Here is a 15,982-nt window from a genome sequence, read left to right as displayed (position 1 = left end):
CGTGGCAGGGACCATCGGTGCCCTGCCATCATTCAACATCCACATCGACGGTGCAGCTCCTGTGGGCACAGACACCCTGCAGCATTCGATGGTGCAGCACCTGCGGCCACAGGCCGGGAAAGGTCGCAGGACCTGCACCGCCGATTGCCGGTGATGGCGTGCCGCCGCCCGAGCGGGGCCGGGAACCTGGATGGGCAGGTCCCCCACAGCAACTGGTGCCGTGCGATCGGGACCGGACCCGGAGAATCGCCCCGCAGGCGCGAAAAAGGGCGGCCCCGGCAATGCGGGGCCGCCCTATGTGTCGCAACTCGATCGCCCGGGCATCACGCCCACGGCTTCATGTCTGAATCCGAGTCCCTAGGAATCGGGCTTGGCGGATGTCTCCGGCGACGCACCGTCCAGGCCAAATCGGCCGGGGGCCGGCTTGCCCACGACTTCATGTTCCGTCTTGGGCCCGTCCTTGGGCTCGTCCGCAAGAGCCTTGTCGGTGCCGGCGAGCTCCACCTCCGACTCAATCGTCCGCGGCTTGCCGCCACCATTCGCAGCGTTTTCACCGTCCGCGGAATCATCGTCCGCAGCCGGTCCGGCGCCTCCGTCTCCGCTCTCGGCTGGATCGTCGGCCGCGGGTTCGCGGCCGGCCAGGTAGACGGAGGTGAACGGCTTCCCGCGCCGCAGGAAAGTAATGATGAGGAACACCACCAGCGCCGCCACAAACACCAGGATGCTGGTCCACACGTTCAGGCGGGTGGTGATGCCGAAGAACGTGATCTGTTCGGCAGCGTCAATGCGGAGCATTTCAATCCACACGCGCCCGGCCGTGTAGACCATGGCGTACAGCAGGAACAGGCGGCCGGAGCGGAGGCGGAACTTGCGGTCCACCAGCAGCAGCACCACCACGCCCAACACGTCCCAGACACATTCGTAGAGGAAGGTGGGGTGGAACAAGGTGTCGGGGCTGAACCCCGCGGGCACGAACTGTGGGTCCACGTGAAGTCCCCATGGGAGCGTGGTGGGCCCGCCGAAAAGTTCCTGGTTGAAGTAGTTGCCCCAGCGCCCGATGGCCTGGGCCAGCAGAATCCCCGGCGCTGAGGCGTCAATGAACGCTGAAAGCTTGACGCCGGCGCGGCGGCAGCCAATCCAGGCACCGATGACGCCCAGGACCACGGCGCCCCAGATGCCCAGCCCGCCCAGCCAGATTTGCGGGATCAGGGCCAGGTTGCCATGTCCGTTGTAGCCCGGTCCAAAGTACGCGTCCGGGGAGGAGAACACGTGATAGAGACGCCCGCCAATGATGCCGAAGGGGATGGCCCAGATGGCGATGTCCCAGATGGATCCTTCGGGCCCGCCGCGGCGCTTCCACCGGCGGTCGGTGAGCCAGATGGCGGCCACGATCCCCAGCAGGATGCACAGGGCATAGGCGTGGATGCGCAGCGGACCGATGTCAAAGCCGGACCAGGCCGGTGCGGGAATGGCGGCACCGAGGTGTGTTGCAGCTGCCGTGGCAAGCGTGGGAATTGCAGCCATGGCGCCTACTCCCCCGCACCCGTGCGGGAAGCGTACGAGCCCACGGCGAAGCCGGTGCTCAGTTCCGCGGCGAGGGCACCGACGGCGGGCACGCCGCCGTCGCGCAGGGCAGCGACCAGCGCCGTCCCCACAATGACCCCGTCCGCATACTCGGCAATCTCGTGGACATGTTCGGGCCGGGAAACACCCAGGCCCACGCACACGCGTTCCGCACCGGCACGGTGGGCGGCCGCCACCACGGCCTCGGCCGCACTGGACACCGTGCTGCGCGCACCCGTGACACCCATGATGGACACGGCGTAGACAAACCCGCGCGTGGCCTCCACCGTCATGGCCACGCGTTCCGGCGTCGAGGATGGCGCCACCAGGAACACACGGTCCAGCCCGTACTTGTCCGACGCGGCAAACCATTCGGCGGCCTCGTCGGGGATCAAGTCGGGGGTGATGAGCCCCGCTCCCCCAGCTTCGGCGAGGCGACGGGAAAATTCGTTCACGCCCATGCGCAGCACCGGGTTCCAGTACGTCATGACCAGCACGGCGGCGTCGGTCTCGGCTGTCACGGCCGCGACGATGTCAAAGACATCGGCCACGCGGAAGCCGTTGGCCAGCGCCTCGGTGGTGGCGGCCTGGATGACGGCGCCGTCCATGACCGGGTCGGAGTAGGGAATGCCTATTTCGACAATGTCGGCCCCGTTGCGGGCCACGGCAATCGCGGCGTCAATGGCAGTTTGCTTGTCCGGGTAGCCTGCAGGCAGGTACGCGATCAATGCCTTGCGGCCGGCCGCCTGGGCCCGGTCGATGGCGGCCGCCGACTTGCTGGCCGCCGGTTGCCCGCCGTGGCGGGGCGGCAGGGTTGCATTACTCATTGCTGGCATCCTCTGCATTCGGGTCCGCGGCGTCGGCGCTGGCGGTTGGCGCGGTGTCCTTGGCGGCCCGGGTGGAGAGCGTGGTGCCCTTGACCTGGCCGTTTTCATCCAACATGCCGAACCAGGCCGCCGCAGTCTCCACGTCCTTGTCCCCCCTGCCGGACAGGTTCACGATGATGGCAATGTCCGACGGCGTGGCGAGGCCGGCCGTGAGCCGCTGCCCCACCTTCATGGCGCCGGCCAGTGCGTGTGCCGACTCGATGGCCGGAATGATGCCCTCGGTCTGGCTGAGGAGCTTGAAGGCATCCATTGCCTCGGTGTCGGTGATGGGCTCGTAGCTGACCCGCCCGATGTCGTGCAGGTAGGAGTGTTCCGGCCCGACACCGGGGTAGTCCAGCCCGGCCGAGATGGAATGGGACTCGACGGTCTGGCCGTCGTCGTCCTGCATCAGGTAGGAACGGGCGCCGTGGAGGACGCCGGGGCGGCCCAGCGTGATGGTCGCAGCGTGGCGGCCTGTCTCCACGCCGTCGCCGCCGGCCTCAAAGCCGTAAATCTTCACGGAGGCATCGTCGAGGAAGCCGTGGAAGAGGCCGATGGCGTTGGAGCCGCCGCCAATGCAGGCGCAAATGGCGTCGGGGAGGCGCCCGAGCTGGTCCAGGATCTGGCAGCGGGCCTCCTCGCCGATCACTTCGTGGAAGAAGCGCACCATGGCCGGGAACGGGTGGGCCCCGGCCGCGGTGCCGAGCAGGTAGTGTGTGTTGTCCACATTGGCCACCCAGTCCCGGAGGGCGTCGTTGATGGCGTCCTTGAGCGTCTGGGAGCCGTTGGTCACGGGCACCACCGTGGCGCCGAGCAGCTGCATCCGGGCCACGTTCAGGGCCTGCCGGCGGCAGTCCTCGGCGCCCATGTACACCACGCACTCCATGCCCAGCAGGGCTGCGGCCGTGGCGCTGGCCACGCCGTGCTGGCCGGCGCCGGTCTCGGCGATGAGGCGGGTCTTGCCCATGCGCTTGGCCAGCAGTGCCTGGCCCAGCACGTTGTTGATCTTGTGCGATCCGGTGTGGTTCAGGTCTTCACGCTTGAGGAAGATCCGTGCGCCGCCGGCGTGCTGGCTGAAACGCTTGGCCTCGGTCAGCAGCGAGGGCCGGCCGGAGTAGTTCTTGTTGAGCTCGGCCACCTCGGCCAGGAAGTCCGGGTCCACCTTGGCTTTTTCAAAGGTGTCTTCCAGCTCGTCGAGGGCGGCAATCAGCGATTCGGGCATCCACCGCCCGCCGTAGCTGCCAAAGTAGGGGCCCGGAGCATGGCGCAGGGAATGTCCCGCGTCCGGTTCGGGCTGTCCGTGGCCTCCTGCCAGGAAGGCAGTGGCGGCGTCTGCCATGCCTTCGTCATTGCCCCCTGCGGGCTCTGGTGACGAAGCTGTGGGCACATGGGCCATCAGTTCCACCGTCCTGTTCCTGTGTTGGTCATGCAAGAAAAAAGTGATAGTTCCGTGCCGGTGGAACGGAACACGGCCTAGCGTGCGCCGATGGCGGCTGAGCCGGCGGCCTTGAATTCGGTGATGCGCTCCAGCGGGGTGGCGTCCGTGACCAGGGCCTCGCCCACCAGGATTGCGTTCGCACCGTGTTCGGCGTAGTGGTGGACGTCGGCGGCGTTCCGGACACCTGATTCAGCAATGACCACCGGCCCCTCGGGGATGGAAGGGGCCAGGGCGGCAAAGACGCCCCGGTCCACATCGAGCGTCTTCAGGTTGCGTACATTGATGCCGATGATCCTGGCACCCACGGCAACGGCCCGGGCAACCTCACCGGCAGTGTGCGTTTCCACGATGGCGTTCATGCCCAGCTGGTGGGTCAGGGCCAGGTATTCGGCCAGCTCAGCGTCCGTCAGCGCCGCGACAATCAAAAGCACTACGTCGGCGCCGTGCGCGCGCGCCTCCCAGATCATGTACGGGTCGCAGGTGAAGTCCTTGCGCAGCACGGGGATGTCGACCGCCGCCCGCACGGCATCCAGGTCGGCCAGCGAACCGCCAAAGCGGCGTTCCTCGGTGAGGACGCTGATTACGGAGGCGCCGCCGTCGCGGTATTGGGCGGCCAGGGCCGCGGGGTCTGCAATGCCTGCCAGCTCGCCCTTGGAGGGGCTGCGCCGCTTGACCTCGGCAATGACCCGCAAGTCCGGGCGGGCGGGATCGTTTCCACCCAGGGCAGCAAAGGCGTCCAGCGGCGGCGCCGCCTGCGCGGCACGCTCCTGAAGCTGGGTCAGGCTGACTGCCTGCCTGCGGGCGTCAAGGTCCTCCCTGACGCCCGCGACAATGTCCTGCAGAACGCTCACGCCTAGTGGCCGTTGTTCTTCAGCTTGCTTCCATCCACGCCGTAGCCGATCTTCTTCATGACCATGCCCGTGACCAGGCCGATGACCATGATGGCCACGCCGGCCCAGAAGACGATCGTGGCACTTTCGCCGATGACGAAGGCGATGCAGCCGACAATGCAGCCGAACAGCATGATGGCCACACAGGTCCAGGCGGCGGGGCTGTTGCCGTGGCCCAGCTCAACGCTGTGGTCCATGGGTTCCTGGACTGTCGCTGCCACGGAGGAGGTGGCCGACTTGTTGCTCATGGTAATTCTCCCTTTGATGCGGATACTGCAATACATTCTGCCATTAGTTGCCTGTGGAAGCGGAAACCCCCACGCCCCGGGGGGCAAGTTGTGATGTTAGAGCGTGGGGTCCTCGCCCCGGGTGAGGCTGTCCCAGCTGTCCACCCCGTCCAGGGCGCCGCCGCCGTCCGGAGTGGAGCCGGCCGGCGCGGCGTCGTATTTGGTGCGCACGTTCCAGTTCCGGCCAAACCACAGGATCAGCACGGCCGCAACGGCCAGGACCACTGCTGCCACGACGGCGGCCACGGGAAACCAGGTGGTGGTGGCGTTGCTGGCCACCCCCACCACGCCGGTGGTCTTGCCCACTTCCGCCATGGCCGCCGCCGAAGGGTCGGCGAGCAGGCCGGTGACGACGGCGACAATCCCGGCCGCGCCCAGCAGGACAATGACGCCGGTGATGATCCGGGAGATCTTGCCGGCGATGGTTGCCGCCAGTGAACCTGCCAGCGCCACGAGGGCCAGTGCCGAGACGGCGACGGCGGCCTTGCTGCCGGGTATGTTGAGGTCGGACTGCTGGACCGTGGTCTGCCCGAAGGAGACGTGGATCCAGGTCTGGGTAGTGGTGCCGAAGACTGCCAGGGCGGCCAGCACGGCGAGGAGGATCAGCGGGGACTTGCGCTGCCAGGCTGGCGTGGACGACTTTCCGGTGCTCATGCCAGGCTCCCTTCCGCAAGGACCGGCGCATCGTCCAGGGCCTTGAGGGACGCCGCGGCATAGACGGCGCGCAGGGGTGCTGCCGCCTTGTTGACGGTCTCCTGGGCCTCCGTTTCATTGACCGAGTCGGCCACGATTCCGCCGCCTGCCTGAACGTAGGCCCTGCCGTCCTTCAGCAGCGCCGAACGGATCGCAATGGCCATGTCCATGTCCCCGGCAAAGTCCAGGTAGCCCACCACGCCGCCGTAAATGCCGCGCCGGTGCGGTTCCAGTTCATCCAAAAGTCGCAGGGCCCGGGGTTTGGGCGCACCGGACAATGTGCCGGCCGGGAATGTGGCCGCCAGCACGTCGTAGGCGCTCCTGCCGGAGGCGAGGGTGCCCACCACCGTGGAGACCAGGTGCATGATGTGGCTGAACCGTTCAACTTCCATGAACTGGGTGACATCCACGGTGCCCGGCTCGCAGACCTTGGAGAGGTCGTTGCGGGAAAGGTCCACCAGCATCAGGTGTTCGGAGCGTTCCTTGGCGTCGGCCAGCAGGTCCTTGGCCAGGAACTTGTCTTCCTCCACCGTCTTTCCGCGCGGGCGGGAACCGGCGATGGGGTGGGTGATGACCTCGTCGCCGCTGACCGTGACCAGGGCCTCGGGCGAAGAACCCACCACGGAATAGGCGCCGCCGTTGGCATCCTCAAAGCTGAACAGGTACATGTACGGGCTGGGGTTGGTGTTGCGCAGCACGCGGTAGACATCCAGGGCAGGTGCGCTGCATTCCATTTCAAAGCGGCGCGAGATGACCACCTGGAACACCTCGCCGTCCACGATGGCTTCCTTGCCGCGGTCGATGGCCTTCAGGTACTCGTTGCGGTCCCAGCGTTCGTGCACGGAGTCGGCAAAGCTGGCCTCTGGCTCCTGGAGCACCGACATGGGCTGGGCCACGGGCGTGCGCAGCGCCTCCAGCATGGTGTGGACGCGCGCTACGGCGTCGCGCCAGGCGCCGTCCACGTTCTGGTCCGTTCCGTCCACATTGATCGCATTGGCGATGAGCAGCACCGTGCCTTCGGTGTTATCGTGGACGGCCATGTCGGAGACAAGGTTCAGGGCCAGTTCGGGCAGGTGGAGGTCGTCGACCGGAGGCGCCGGCAGCTTTTCCCAGTGCCGCACGGACTCCCACCCGACCAGCCCGACCAGCCCGGACGTGAACGGCGGCAGCCCGTCAAAGCGCTCGGTGGCCAGCAGCTTCAGCGTGGCTTCCATGGCGGCGACAGGATTGCCGTCAAGCGGCACGCCGACGGGCGGCTCGCCCTGCCAGTGGGTGCCGCCGTCGTGCGTGGTCAAGGTGGCGCGCGAGCGGACGCCGATGAACGAGTAGCGCGACCAGGTGCCGCCCACCGCGGCCGACTCCATGAGGAAGGTGCCCGGTGCGCCGGCCGCCAGCGTGCGGTAGAGCCCAATGGGCGTTTGGGCGTCGGCCAGGACCTTCAGGCGGACCGGAATCACCCTCCGGCTGCGGGCAAGCTCGCGAAACTCGTCAAGGGTGGGGCTGATGACACCTAGATCTTGCATGGATTCGGAAATTCTTTCATCTCAGGCGGAAGGAAGGCAGGGGTGGAAGCTAGGCGTCGCGGCTGCCAGTCACGGCGGGAAGTCCGCGGCCCTCGAAGCAGGTGCGGGTACCCGTGTGGCAGGCGGCGCCGACCTGGTCGACGGTGACCAGAAGGGCGTCGCCGTCGCAGTCTATGGCCACGGATTTCACAAACTGGGCGTGCCCGGAGGTGTCGCCCTTGCGCCAGTATTCCTGCCGCGACCGGGACCAGAACGTCACCCTGCCGCCGGTGAGGGTCCGGCGCAGGGCCTCCGCGTCCATCCAGCCGAGCATGAGCACCTCAAGGGTGTCGAATTGCTGGATGACGGCGGCCACGAGCCCGGACGCGTCCCGCTTCAGCAATGCCTCGATGTTTGCAGGCAGGGATTCGGGCGCGGTGCCGGCAGGGGCGGCTGCTGGGCCCGCTGCCGAAGAGCCTGGCGCCTGGGCGGATACGGACTGGGGTGCTGGGAGGTGGGGCATCACCCCAATTCTAGTGCCAGAAACCGCCCGGCCCGGCCATTGCGGGGCACCCCGGCAGGTATCGCCAATTCTTCCGGCGTCCATTCCGGCGGTTCAAGGTGCCCACGCGCGCCAATACATGCTAATTTCACAAGTGATGCAATTTGTAGAACCATCCCGTGAAGTCCTCGCCGAGACCCTGCTGGCCGCCGGTCCCGGAGCGGAAACACTATGCGAAGGATGGCGCACCCAGGAACTGGCCGCACACCTTTACCTGCGCGAGCACAGCCCGAAAGTGGGGCTGGGCCTGGTCATCAAACCCTGGAACAAGGTTTCCGAAAAGGCCACGGCCCGTCTGGCCGCTGAATCATCCACACCCGAGGCGTTTGCCCAGCTGGTGGAAAAGTTCCGGGCCGGGCCGCCCAGGCTTTCGCCGCTGTCACTTCGCGCGGTGGACCACAGCGCCAACCTCATTGAATTTTTTGTCCACACCGAGGACATCCGCCGCGCTACGGACCGCTGGGCCCCCCGCGCCCTCGACGCCGACTATTCCGACTCGCTCTGGGCCGAACTCGTCAAGCGCGCCGCCATCCTGTACCGCAGCGTGGACCTGGGCATTGTCCTGGTCAACCCGGCAGGCCTGCGCCACGTCGCCAAGCGCGCCCCCGTCTCGGTGGCCATCCTGGGCGAGCCGGGCGAACTGCTCATGCACGCCAACGGCCGCACGGGCCAGGCCCTGGTGACCTTCGAGGGCCAGCCCGACGCCGTCGCCCTTCTTCAGACGGCTGTCGTCGGGCCTTAGCGCACCTCGTAGCCGGCGTCGCGGATGGCCGACTTGACGTCGGCAATGGCGTTGTCGGGGCCAAAGTGGAAGATCGACGCCGCCAGGACGGCGTTCGCCCCGGCAGCAACGGCCGGCGGGAAGTGTTCGGGCTTTCCGGCCCCTCCCGAGGCGATGAGCGGCACATGGACGGCGGCCCGGACCAGGCGGATGAGCTCCAGGTCAAAGCCTTCCTTGGTGCCGTCGGCATCGATCGAATTGAGCAGGATCTCCCCCACACCCCTTTCGGCTGCCTCCCTGGCCCATTCAATGGCGTCGATGCCGGTGCCCTTGCGGCCGCCGTGGGTGGTCACTTCGAAGCCCGACGGCGTGTGCCCGTCCCGGGTGCGCCGCGCGTCGAGGCTGAGCACCAGGACCTGGGAACCGAAACGGCGGGTAATCTCGTCGATGACCTGGGGCCGGGCGATGGCGGCCGTGTTGATCGACGCCTTGTCTGCCCCGCACCGCAGCAGCCGGTCGACGTCGGAGACTTCGCGGACTCCCCCGCCCACGGTCAGCGGGATAAACACCTGCTCGGCGGTGCGTGACACCACGTCAAACGTGGTCTCCCGGTTGCCCGAGGATGCCGTCACGTCAAGGAAGGTCAGCTCGTCCGCGCCGGCGCGGTCGTAGCGCTGGGCCAGTTCGACGGGGTCGCCGGCGTCGCGCAGGTTTTGGAACTTTACGCCCTTGACCACGCGGCCGGCGTCAACGTCCAGGCAGGGAATGACTCGAATGGCAACACTCATGGCGGGCTCCCTTGTTGGTGCGGCGGATCAGATGCGGCAGGCGTGGATGCTGCTGACCAGGATGGCACGGGCGCCAAGTTCATACAGTTCATCCATGACCCGGTTGGTGTCCTTGGCAAACACCATGGACCGCACGGCAACCCAGTCGGAGTCGCGCAGCGGGGACACGGTGGGCGATTCCAGCCCGGGGGTGAGCGCCGTGGCCTTCTCCATGAGCGACTTCGGCACGTCGTAGTCCAGCAATACGTACTGCCGCGCCACCAGGACGCTGTGCAGGCGGCGGATCAGGACTTCGACACCGGCGGGCGGGGTGACGCCGCGGCGCCCGATGAGCAGCGCTTCCGAGGCCAGGATGGGCTCGCCGAAGATTTCCATGCCGGCTGCCTTGAGCGTGCTGCCGGTTTCGACGACGTCGGCGATGGCGTCAGCCACGCCCAGGCGAACGGAAGATTCCACGGCGCCGTCGAGGCGGACCACCTTGGCATTGATGCCCAGCTCGGCCAGGTATTCGCGCAGCAGTCCGTCGTAGCTGGTGGCCAGGCGCTTGCCCTCGAGCTCCGCGGCCGTGGTGAAGTGGCCCACCGGGCCGGCAAAGCGGAAGGTGGACACGGCAAAGCCCAGGGGCAGCAGTTCATCGGCGTCCACCTGCGCGTCCATGAGCAGGTCGCGGCCGGTGATGCCGACGTCGAGCGTGCCGGCGCCGACGTACACGGCGATGTCGCGGGGGCGCAGGAAGAAGAACTCAACATTGTTCTCCGGGTCCACCATGACCAGTTCGCGGCTGTCGCGGCGCTGGCGATACCCGGCTTCGGCGAGCATGGCTGAGGCGGCTTCGGACAGGGAGCCCTTGTTGGGGACGGCAACTCTAAGCATGGTTTTTATCTTTCAGTAACGTATTCAAGCATTTAGTCTGGGGCGGGTGCACAGGGTGCACCCGGTTCAGGATTTCGGCCACGGGACGTGGCTAGAGATGCTTGTATACGTCCTGGAGGGAAAGGCCTTTGGCGATCATCATGACCTGCAGGTGGTAAAACAGCTGGGAAATCTCCTCGGCGCAGGCCTCATCCGACTCATATTCGGCGGCCATCCACACCTCGGCGGCTTCCTCAACCACTTTCTTGCCGATGCCGTGAATGCCGGATTCAAGCTCGGCGACGGTTCGGGAGCCGGCGGGCCGCGCTGCGGCTTTCTCGCTCAGCTCGTCAAAAAGGGATTCGAAGGTTTTCACGGTCTCCACCTTACTTGCTTGGCGGCCCCTTCACGGAGCCGCCAACCTTGTGTGTCCGCCATCAGGCTCCGAGCCCTGCCAGGGTCAGGGCGGTGGCGAGGGCAGCCGTGGTCGCCTCGTGGCCCTTGTCCTCCACGGAACCGGGAAGCCCGGCGCGGTCCAGGCCCTGCTGCTCAGTGTCGCAGGTCAGCACCCCGAAGCCGACCGGCTTGCCGGACCGGAGGCTGACCTCGGTGAGGCCCATCGTGGCGGCCTGGCACACGTACTCAAAGTGCGGGGTGCCGCCGCGGATCACCACGCCGAGGGCGACGACGGCGTCGTAGTGGGGAGCCAGCCGGGCAGCCGCGACGGCCAGCTCAAAGCTGCCGGGAACCCGGACCACGGTGGGGCTGGCAATGCCGGCGTCGGCCGCGCCGCGTAGCGCGCCGGCCAGCAGCCCGTCCATGATTTCGGTGTGCCAGCTGGCGGCAATGATGGCCAGTTTCAGCCCTGAGGCCTGGCCCTGCTGTTCAGTGCTGAAGCCGATGACGGGTGCTCCGTGGCCGCTCATTGGATGGGTCCTTCCGGTTGGGTGGGGTTGAGAACTTCAAGGGTGTGGTGCATGCGGTCGCGCTTGGTTTGAAGGTAGCGCAGGTTTTCGGTGCGGGCAGGCACTTCGGTGGGGACCACTTCGGTGACGGTGATGCCGTGCCTGGCCAGGTCCTGGGACTTCAGCGGGTTGTTGCTCAGCAGGCGGATCCGGGACAGGCCCAGCGCCTGCAGGATGCCGGCAGCGTCCGCGTAGTCGCGGTTGTCCACGGGCAGGCCCAGCTGCTCGTTCGCCTCAACGGTGTCGGCACCTGCTTCCTGAAGGCTGTAGGCACGGATTTTGTTGGCCAGCCCGATCCCGCGGCCTTCGTGCCCGCGCAGGTAGACCAGGGTGCCGCCCTGCCGGTGGATCATGCCCAGGGCGTAGTCCAGCTGTTCGCCGCAGTCACAGCGGTAGGAGCCGAAGACGTCCCCGGTGAGGCACTCGGAGTGCAGGCGGACCAGCGGCACCAGGGAACTGCTGCTGTCGTCCGTGCCGTCGGCGCTTACACTGAGGTGCTCGGCGCCGGTGTCCGAATCCACCCACGCCTGGGCCCGGAACAGCCCAAATTGTGTGGGCAATTTCACTACCGGTCCGCCCGTAACATTGGCGTCCTCATCCACGCGGGCCTCCTCTTCCCTGGGCTCGGCGGCGTTACTCATGGTGCACCCCGGCGGCAGCGGCGTTGAGGGCCGGGCCTGCTTCCAGGTGTGCCACGAGGTCGGCAATGGAGATGAGCACCAGCTGGCCGGCGTCGGCAAACTCGCGCAGGCCCTCGAGCCTGACCATCTGGCCGGCGTCATCCACCACCTCGGCAATGCACGCCACCGGCTCGCAGCCGGCCAGCCGGCACAGTTCGACCGAGGCTTCCGTGTGCCCGGGCCGCTGCCGCACTCCCCCGGCCACGGCGCGAAGGGGGAACATGTGCCCGGGCCGGGTGACGGCGTCGGGCCTGGAAGCCGGGTTGGCGAGGATGGTGGCGGTCAGCGAACGGTCGGTGGCGCTGATGCCCGTGGTGACCCCGTGGGCCGCGTCGCAGCTGACTGTGTACGCCGTGCCCTTGGCGTCCTGGTTGTGCGCCACCATGGGCGGGAGGTCCAGGGCGTCGGCGCGGGCATCGTCCATGGGAACGCAAACCACCCCGGAGCTGTGTCTGATGGTCCAGCCCATGAGGGCCGGGGTGCTGTGCTGGGCCGCAAAGATGATGTCGCCCTCGTTTTCACGGTTTTCGTCGTCGACCACCAGCACGGCCTCGCCGCGGGCAATGGCGGCGATGGCCGCGGGGACGGGGTCCAGCAGGGTGTCGGAATTCGTCAGGGCGGTCATGATTGCACCCCCTGCGTGCCGGCGCCTGCCGAGACGGTGCCGCCGTCAATGGGGCCTGCGGCGGAAGGGACCACGAATTGGAGCAGCCGCTCGGCGTACTTGGCCAGGACATCCACTTCCAGGTTGACCGTGCCGCCGGCGGCCTTGGCGCCCAGGCCGGTGTTGGCCAGCGTGACAGGTATGAGCCCCACCTCGAACCACTGTTGCGCCTCGCCGGGCGGACTGACGGCCGTGACGGTGAGGGAGACGCCGTCGACGGCGATGGAACCCTTTTCGGCGATGTAGCGGGACAGTGCGGCGGGCACGGAGAAGCGCAAACGGTCCCAGTTCCCCTGGTTTTCGCGCTCCAGCAGTGACCCCACGCCGTCCACGTGGCCCTGGACCACGTGGCCGTCCAGGCGGCCTCCGGCGGGCACGCAGCGTTCCAGGTTGACGGTGTTGCCGGGGCGCAGGTCGCCGGTGGTGGTGCGCAGGAGCGTTTCACCCATGACGTCCACCTCCACCATGGTGCCGTTGATGCGCACGGCTGTCAGGCAGACCCCATTGACGGCGAGGGAGCCTCCCAGGCCGAGCCCGTCCACGGTGTTGCCCATTGTCGCGGTGTCCAGGACCAGCGTGGCGCTGTCCGTTTCCGTGTGGGTGTCCATGCTGACCACGGTGCCGCGGCCTTCGATGATTCCAGTAAACATTTCTACAGTCCTTCTGCGGGCGTGGCGGGCGCCGGCACCTTTGCCGGCATGAGGGTGAGTTTCAGGTCCGGGCCCAGGCGTTCCACGGGACCGGTGGTGGTGCCGTCCCATTCCCACTGCTGGGCCTGGTCCAGTGTTGTGATGCCAAGGTCGTTCAGCGCCGGCATGCCTGTGCCCAGCAGCGTGGGGGCCAGGTACACGATCAGCTCATCCACCAGCCCGGCCGCCAGGAACGCGGCGTTGATCTTGGAGCCGCCCTCAATCATGAGGTGCCCCACGCCGCGCCGGTGCAGTTCGGCCAGGACCTCGGCAGGGTCGTGGGTGTGGAGTTGCACGAAACCCGGCCCGCCCTGGTGGCGTGCGGCGGCGCCGGCGTCCACCTCGCGCATCCCCATGACCACGCGCAGCGGCTGATGGGGGGATTCGGTGCCGTCCGCGGCACGTGCTGTCAGGCGCGGGTTGTCCGCCAGGATGGTTCCGGTGCCCACCACAATGGCATCCACCCGGCCGCGCAGGGTGTGTGAATCCTGCCGGGACTGGGAGGAGGTGATCCACTGGCTGCTGCCGTCTGCGGCCGCAATGCGGCTGTCCACCGTTTGGGCCAGGCGCGCCGTGACAAAGGGCCGGCCCTCGCGGACGGCAACAAACCACTGCCTGTTCATGTCCTGCGCCTGGCGGGCCATGAGCCCGGAGCGCACATTGATGCCTTCCATGCGCAGCTTGTCGGCGCCACCTGCTGCGGGCGTGTGGGGGTCGTCCACGGCATAAACCACATTGCCCAGGCCGGCATCGAGGATGGCCTGGGTGCACGGGCCGGTCCGCCCCTGGTGGTTGCACGGCTCCAGGGTCACCACAATGGTGGCGGCGGAAAGGTCCCGCTTGACACCCGTGCCGAGCAGCCTGTTGATGACGTCCGCCTCGGCATGGGGGGTGCCGGCGCCGCGGTGGTGGCCGATGGCCAGGACGGTGCCGTCCGCGTCGATGATGACGGCACCCACCAAGGGGTTGGCGCCGCGCACTCCCTGCCGGGCGGCGGCCAGTGCTGTTTCCATGGCAACAATTTCAGCGTCGCTGAAGACGTTGAACTCGGCGTCCACGGTGTCGTCGTGCCCGCTGCTGGCGTTGGCCCGGTTCATAGTTTGACCTCATTCAGGGGAGTTGCGGTGGTGGTTGTGGATGCGGTGTCGCCCTTGCGCCTGATGCGCCACCAAACAAAGAATCCGGCCAGTGTGAAGACACCGTAGAAGATGTACATGAGCGCAGATGCGTAATACCCGGCGCTAAAGAGGAGGGGAACCCCCACAATGTCCACGGCCACCCAAATGAGCCAAAACTCCACCCAGCCCTTGGCCATGCCGTACGTGGCCAGGAGTGAGCCCATGAAAATCCAGGCATCCGCCCATACTGGCTCGTAGGAGCCCATGGCACGGAAGATCGGGGTGAGTGCGGCGGTGCCGGCAACCATGCCGACGACGAGGGCCAGCCGCGCCTTGCCCCCAGCCCAGGCCGGCAGGACGGCGGCAGGCACCTGTCCGTGGCCGCGGGATGCGTCCCGGGACTGCTTCCAGCGGTACCAGCCGTAAATGGAGACGGCAATGAACATCAGCTGCCGGCCGGCCTGGCCGAGCAGGTTGGCGTAGACGGGCGAGCCGAACACGGAGCCCATGAAGACAGTAAAGAGGAGGGCGTTGCCGACGATGCCGACAGGCCAGGCCCAGATTTTCCGGCGCATGCCGCCGAGGGCGCTGGCCAGCCCAAAGATGTTGCCTATGACTTCGCGCCACAGCAGGAATCCGCCACCGGCGAATTCAAGCTTTGCGTCAAAGAGCCATCGCAGAAAGTCCATCGTTACCTTAACCCTTTCGAACCGCGATGGCTCCGGGGGTAACGTTCAGTTCCGGCGCAGCTGCGGGACTGCCCGGCCTGTGTGCCGAAGCGCCCCGGCCGAGGCCGCAGCGAAACTGTTCGTGCTTCTCCCATCCAGACTTTAACTGTCGGTTCCGGAATTTCACCAGATCAACCGTGCACTGCCTGCTGTTTCCAGCCGGCTGAGCGCGGGTCGCGGACTATAACCGCCGGTTCGGAATTACACCGACCCCGGAGCACGTTGATAATTCTTTGCACCGGCTTGCGCCGGTCCACTTACATTATGGCACCTTTCACGGCACCGTTTGCCCTACCCCCTTGCCAACCACACGGGGCGCGGCTTCATTCCCGGGCGGGCGTTCGGCCGAAGGCCAGCTGTGCCCTTGCCCGCAGCGACTCGATGGCTGCCTCAGGTGAATCTTTGCCGTACACGGCCGAACCGGCCACGAAGACGTTGGCACCGGCCTCGGCTGCACGGGTGATGGTTTCCTCCGTGATGCCGCCGTCGACCTGGATCGCGACGGCGGCGCCGGAGCCCTCGATGGCGGCCCGGGCACGGCGGATCTTGGGCAGCGTGACGTCAAGGAATGACTGCCCGCCAAATCCCGGCTCCACCGTCATGATCAACAGCATGTCCAGCTCGGTGAGCATGTCCAGGAACGGCTCCACGGGGGTGGCCGGGCGCAGTGCCATGCCGGCCTTGGCGCCCCTGGCCCGCAGTTCCCGGGCCAGTTTGATGGGGGCATTGGACGCCTCCGCGTGGAAGGTGACCGATGCCAGTCCGGCGTCGGCATAGTGCGGCGCCCACCGGTCGACGTCGGCAATCATCAGGTGCGCGTCCAGCGGAACCGGGCTGATCTCCTGAAGGCGTTCCACGACGGGCAGGCCAATGGTCAGGTTGGGCACAAAGTGGTTGTCCATGACGTCGACGTGGGCGGCGTCGGCATTGGCGATGCGGGCCAGTTCGGCTTCAAGGTTGGCAAAGTCGGCGGAGA

At 67.2% G+C, this 15,982-nt stretch carries 19 protein-coding genes and 1 riboswitch; of the genes, 1 reads left to right on the top strand and 18 read right to left on the bottom strand.

Going from position 1 to position 15,982, the window contains the following annotated elements; translation table 11 throughout:
• Positions 1-357 precede the first annotated feature (357 nt).
• From lgt to hisI, 8 genes are all read right to left on the bottom strand, one after another.
• Positions 358-1,524 (bottom strand): prolipoprotein diacylglyceryl transferase, encoded by a 1,167-nt coding sequence (lgt, locus tag LPN03_RS08585; RefSeq protein ID WP_262453894.1) that lies wholly within the window; start codon positions 1,522-1,524, stop codon positions 358-360.
• A gap of 5 nt (positions 1,525-1,529) precedes the next feature.
• Positions 1,530-2,390 carry a tryptophan synthase subunit alpha gene (trpA, locus tag LPN03_RS08580; RefSeq protein ID WP_262453893.1) on the bottom strand — a complete coding sequence of 287 codons (861 nt, stop codon included), beginning with the start codon at positions 2,388-2,390 and terminating at the stop codon, positions 1,530-1,532.
• Positions 2,383-3,768 (bottom strand): tryptophan synthase subunit beta, encoded by a 1,386-nt coding sequence (gene trpB / locus LPN03_RS08575; RefSeq protein WP_262453918.1) that lies wholly within the window; start codon positions 3,766-3,768, stop codon positions 2,383-2,385. The genes trpA and trpB overlap by 8 nt, the downstream gene beginning before the upstream one ends.
• 134 nt (positions 3,769-3,902) lie before the next feature.
• Positions 3,903-4,718 (bottom strand): indole-3-glycerol phosphate synthase TrpC, encoded by an 816-nt coding sequence (gene trpC, locus LPN03_RS08570; protein ID WP_165182884.1) that lies wholly within the window; start codon positions 4,716-4,718, stop codon positions 3,903-3,905.
• Positions 4,719-4,720: 2 nt separating this feature from the next.
• Complete coding sequence (locus tag LPN03_RS08565; RefSeq protein WP_165182883.1) at positions 4,721-5,005, bottom strand: HGxxPAAW family protein; 285 nt, start codon at positions 5,003-5,005, stop codon at positions 4,721-4,723.
• Between the two features lie 96 nt (positions 5,006-5,101).
• Positions 5,102-5,698: a Trp biosynthesis-associated membrane protein gene (locus LPN03_RS08560; protein ID WP_165182882.1), complete on the bottom strand. Its 597-nt coding sequence runs from the start codon at positions 5,696-5,698 to the stop codon at positions 5,102-5,104.
• Positions 5,695-7,260 (bottom strand): anthranilate synthase component I, encoded by a 1,566-nt coding sequence (locus LPN03_RS08555; RefSeq protein WP_262453892.1) that lies wholly within the window; start codon positions 7,258-7,260, stop codon positions 5,695-5,697. The genes LPN03_RS08560 and LPN03_RS08555 overlap by 4 nt, the downstream gene beginning before the upstream one ends.
• A gap of 49 nt (positions 7,261-7,309) precedes the next feature.
• Positions 7,310-7,762: a phosphoribosyl-AMP cyclohydrolase gene (hisI, locus tag LPN03_RS08550; protein WP_262453891.1), complete on the bottom strand. Its 453-nt coding sequence runs from the start codon at positions 7,760-7,762 to the stop codon at positions 7,310-7,312.
• A 136-nt stretch (positions 7,763-7,898) separates the two neighbouring features.
• Here hisI and LPN03_RS08545 point away from each other — a divergent pair, with 136 nt between their 5' ends.
• Positions 7,899-8,543, top strand: coding sequence for a TIGR03085 family metal-binding protein (locus LPN03_RS08545; protein WP_165182893.1), 645 nt, complete (start codon positions 7,899-7,901; stop codon positions 8,541-8,543).
• On the opposite strand, the gene hisF is transcribed toward LPN03_RS08545, so the two are convergent.
• From hisF to rpe, 10 genes are all read right to left on the bottom strand, one after another.
• A complete protein-coding gene (gene hisF, locus LPN03_RS08540; RefSeq protein WP_165182879.1) occupies positions 8,540-9,310 on the bottom strand; it encodes an imidazole glycerol phosphate synthase subunit HisF in 771 nt (256 codons plus the stop codon). The two genes, LPN03_RS08545 and hisF, sit on opposite strands and share 4 nt — an antisense overlap.
• Before the next feature lie 27 nt (positions 9,311-9,337).
• Positions 9,338-10,183, bottom strand: coding sequence for an ATP phosphoribosyltransferase (hisG, locus tag LPN03_RS08535; RefSeq protein ID WP_165182878.1), 846 nt, complete (start codon positions 10,181-10,183; stop codon positions 9,338-9,340).
• A 91-nt stretch (positions 10,184-10,274) separates the two neighbouring features.
• Complete coding sequence (locus LPN03_RS08530; RefSeq protein WP_165182877.1) at positions 10,275-10,538, bottom strand: phosphoribosyl-ATP diphosphatase; 264 nt, start codon at positions 10,536-10,538, stop codon at positions 10,275-10,277.
• Between the two features lie 61 nt (positions 10,539-10,599).
• Positions 10,600-11,088, bottom strand: coding sequence for a 6,7-dimethyl-8-ribityllumazine synthase (gene ribH, locus LPN03_RS08525; protein WP_165182876.1), 489 nt, complete (start codon positions 11,086-11,088; stop codon positions 10,600-10,602).
• Positions 11,085-11,768 (bottom strand): GTP cyclohydrolase II, encoded by a 684-nt coding sequence (ribA, locus tag LPN03_RS08520; RefSeq protein WP_165182875.1) that lies wholly within the window; start codon positions 11,766-11,768, stop codon positions 11,085-11,087. Before ribA ends, ribH begins: the two co-directional genes overlap by 4 nt.
• Positions 11,761-12,432, bottom strand: coding sequence for a 3,4-dihydroxy-2-butanone-4-phosphate synthase (gene ribB, locus LPN03_RS08515; RefSeq protein ID WP_165182874.1), 672 nt, complete (start codon positions 12,430-12,432; stop codon positions 11,761-11,763). The genes ribA and ribB overlap by 8 nt, the downstream gene beginning before the upstream one ends.
• Positions 12,429-13,121 carry a riboflavin synthase gene (locus tag LPN03_RS08510; RefSeq protein WP_165182873.1) on the bottom strand — a complete coding sequence of 231 codons (693 nt, stop codon included), beginning with the start codon at positions 13,119-13,121 and terminating at the stop codon, positions 12,429-12,431. The genes ribB and LPN03_RS08510 overlap by 4 nt, the downstream gene beginning before the upstream one ends.
• Before the next feature lie 2 nt (positions 13,122-13,123).
• Positions 13,124-14,257 (bottom strand): bifunctional diaminohydroxyphosphoribosylaminopyrimidine deaminase/5-amino-6-(5-phosphoribosylamino)uracil reductase RibD, encoded by a 1,134-nt coding sequence (gene ribD, locus LPN03_RS08505; protein ID WP_165182872.1) that lies wholly within the window; start codon positions 14,255-14,257, stop codon positions 13,124-13,126.
• Positions 14,254-14,967 (bottom strand): nicotinamide riboside transporter PnuC, encoded by a 714-nt coding sequence (pnuC, locus tag LPN03_RS08500; protein WP_165182871.1) that lies wholly within the window; start codon positions 14,965-14,967, stop codon positions 14,254-14,256. Before pnuC ends, ribD begins: the two co-directional genes overlap by 4 nt.
• Before the next feature lie 118 nt (positions 14,968-15,085).
• Positions 15,086-15,230, bottom strand: a riboswitch (FMN riboswitch).
• A gap of 99 nt (positions 15,231-15,329) precedes the next feature.
• Positions 15,330-15,982, bottom strand: a 653-nt coding sequence (gene rpe / locus LPN03_RS08495) for a ribulose-phosphate 3-epimerase (RefSeq protein ID WP_262453890.1), incomplete at its 5' end; no start/stop codon positions are given.

Source organism: Arthrobacter sp. A2-55 (genome assembly GCF_025548615.1).
Classification (GTDB): Bacteria; Actinomycetota; Actinomycetes; order Actinomycetales; family Micrococcaceae; genus Specibacter; species Specibacter silviterrae.
This window is presented reverse-complemented; position numbering and strand designations above follow the sequence as displayed.

Excerpts from the sequence above, each read along its gene's own strand:
- lgt (WP_262453894.1), bottom strand. The coding sequence starts at position 1,524 with ATGGCTGCAATTCCCACGCTTGCCACGGCAGCTGCAACACACCTCGGT.
- trpA (WP_262453893.1), bottom strand. The coding sequence starts at position 2,390 with ATGAGTAATGCAACCCTGCCGCCCCGCCACGGCGGGCAACCGGCGGCC.
- trpB (WP_262453918.1), bottom strand. The coding sequence starts at position 3,768 with ATGGCAGACGCCGCCACTGCCTTCCTGGCAGGAGGCCACGGACAGCCC.
- LPN03_RS08565 (WP_165182883.1), bottom strand. The coding sequence starts at position 5,005 with ATGAGCAACAAGTCGGCCACCTCCTCCGTGGCAGCGACAGTCCAGGAA.
- LPN03_RS08560 (WP_165182882.1), bottom strand. The coding sequence starts at position 5,698 with ATGAGCACCGGAAAGTCGTCCACGCCAGCCTGGCAGCGCAAGTCCCCG.
- LPN03_RS08555 (WP_262453892.1), bottom strand. The coding sequence starts at position 7,260 with ATGCAAGATCTAGGTGTCATCAGCCCCACCCTTGACGAGTTTCGCGAG.
- hisI (WP_262453891.1), bottom strand. The coding sequence starts at position 7,762 with ATGCCCCACCTCCCAGCACCCCAGTCCGTATCCGCCCAGGCGCCAGGC.
- LPN03_RS08545 (WP_165182893.1), top strand. The coding sequence starts at position 7,899 with ATGCAATTTGTAGAACCATCCCGTGAAGTCCTCGCCGAGACCCTGCTG.
- hisF (WP_165182879.1), bottom strand. The coding sequence starts at position 9,310 with ATGAGTGTTGCCATTCGAGTCATTCCCTGCCTGGACGTTGACGCCGGC.
- hisG (WP_165182878.1), bottom strand. The coding sequence starts at position 10,183 with ATGCTTAGAGTTGCCGTCCCCAACAAGGGCTCCCTGTCCGAAGCCGCC.
- ribH (WP_165182876.1), bottom strand. The coding sequence starts at position 11,088 with ATGAGCGGCCACGGAGCACCCGTCATCGGCTTCAGCACTGAACAGCAG.
- ribA (WP_165182875.1), bottom strand. The coding sequence starts at position 11,768 with ATGAGTAACGCCGCCGAGCCCAGGGAAGAGGAGGCCCGCGTGGATGAG.
- ribB (WP_165182874.1), bottom strand. The coding sequence starts at position 12,432 with ATGACCGCCCTGACGAATTCCGACACCCTGCTGGACCCCGTCCCCGCG.
- LPN03_RS08510 (WP_165182873.1), bottom strand. The coding sequence starts at position 13,121 with ATGTTTACTGGAATCATCGAAGGCCGCGGCACCGTGGTCAGCATGGAC.
- ribD (WP_165182872.1), bottom strand. The coding sequence starts at position 14,257 with ATGAACCGGGCCAACGCCAGCAGCGGGCACGACGACACCGTGGACGCC.
- pnuC (WP_165182871.1), bottom strand. The coding sequence starts at position 14,967 with ATGGACTTTCTGCGATGGCTCTTTGACGCAAAGCTTGAATTCGCCGGT.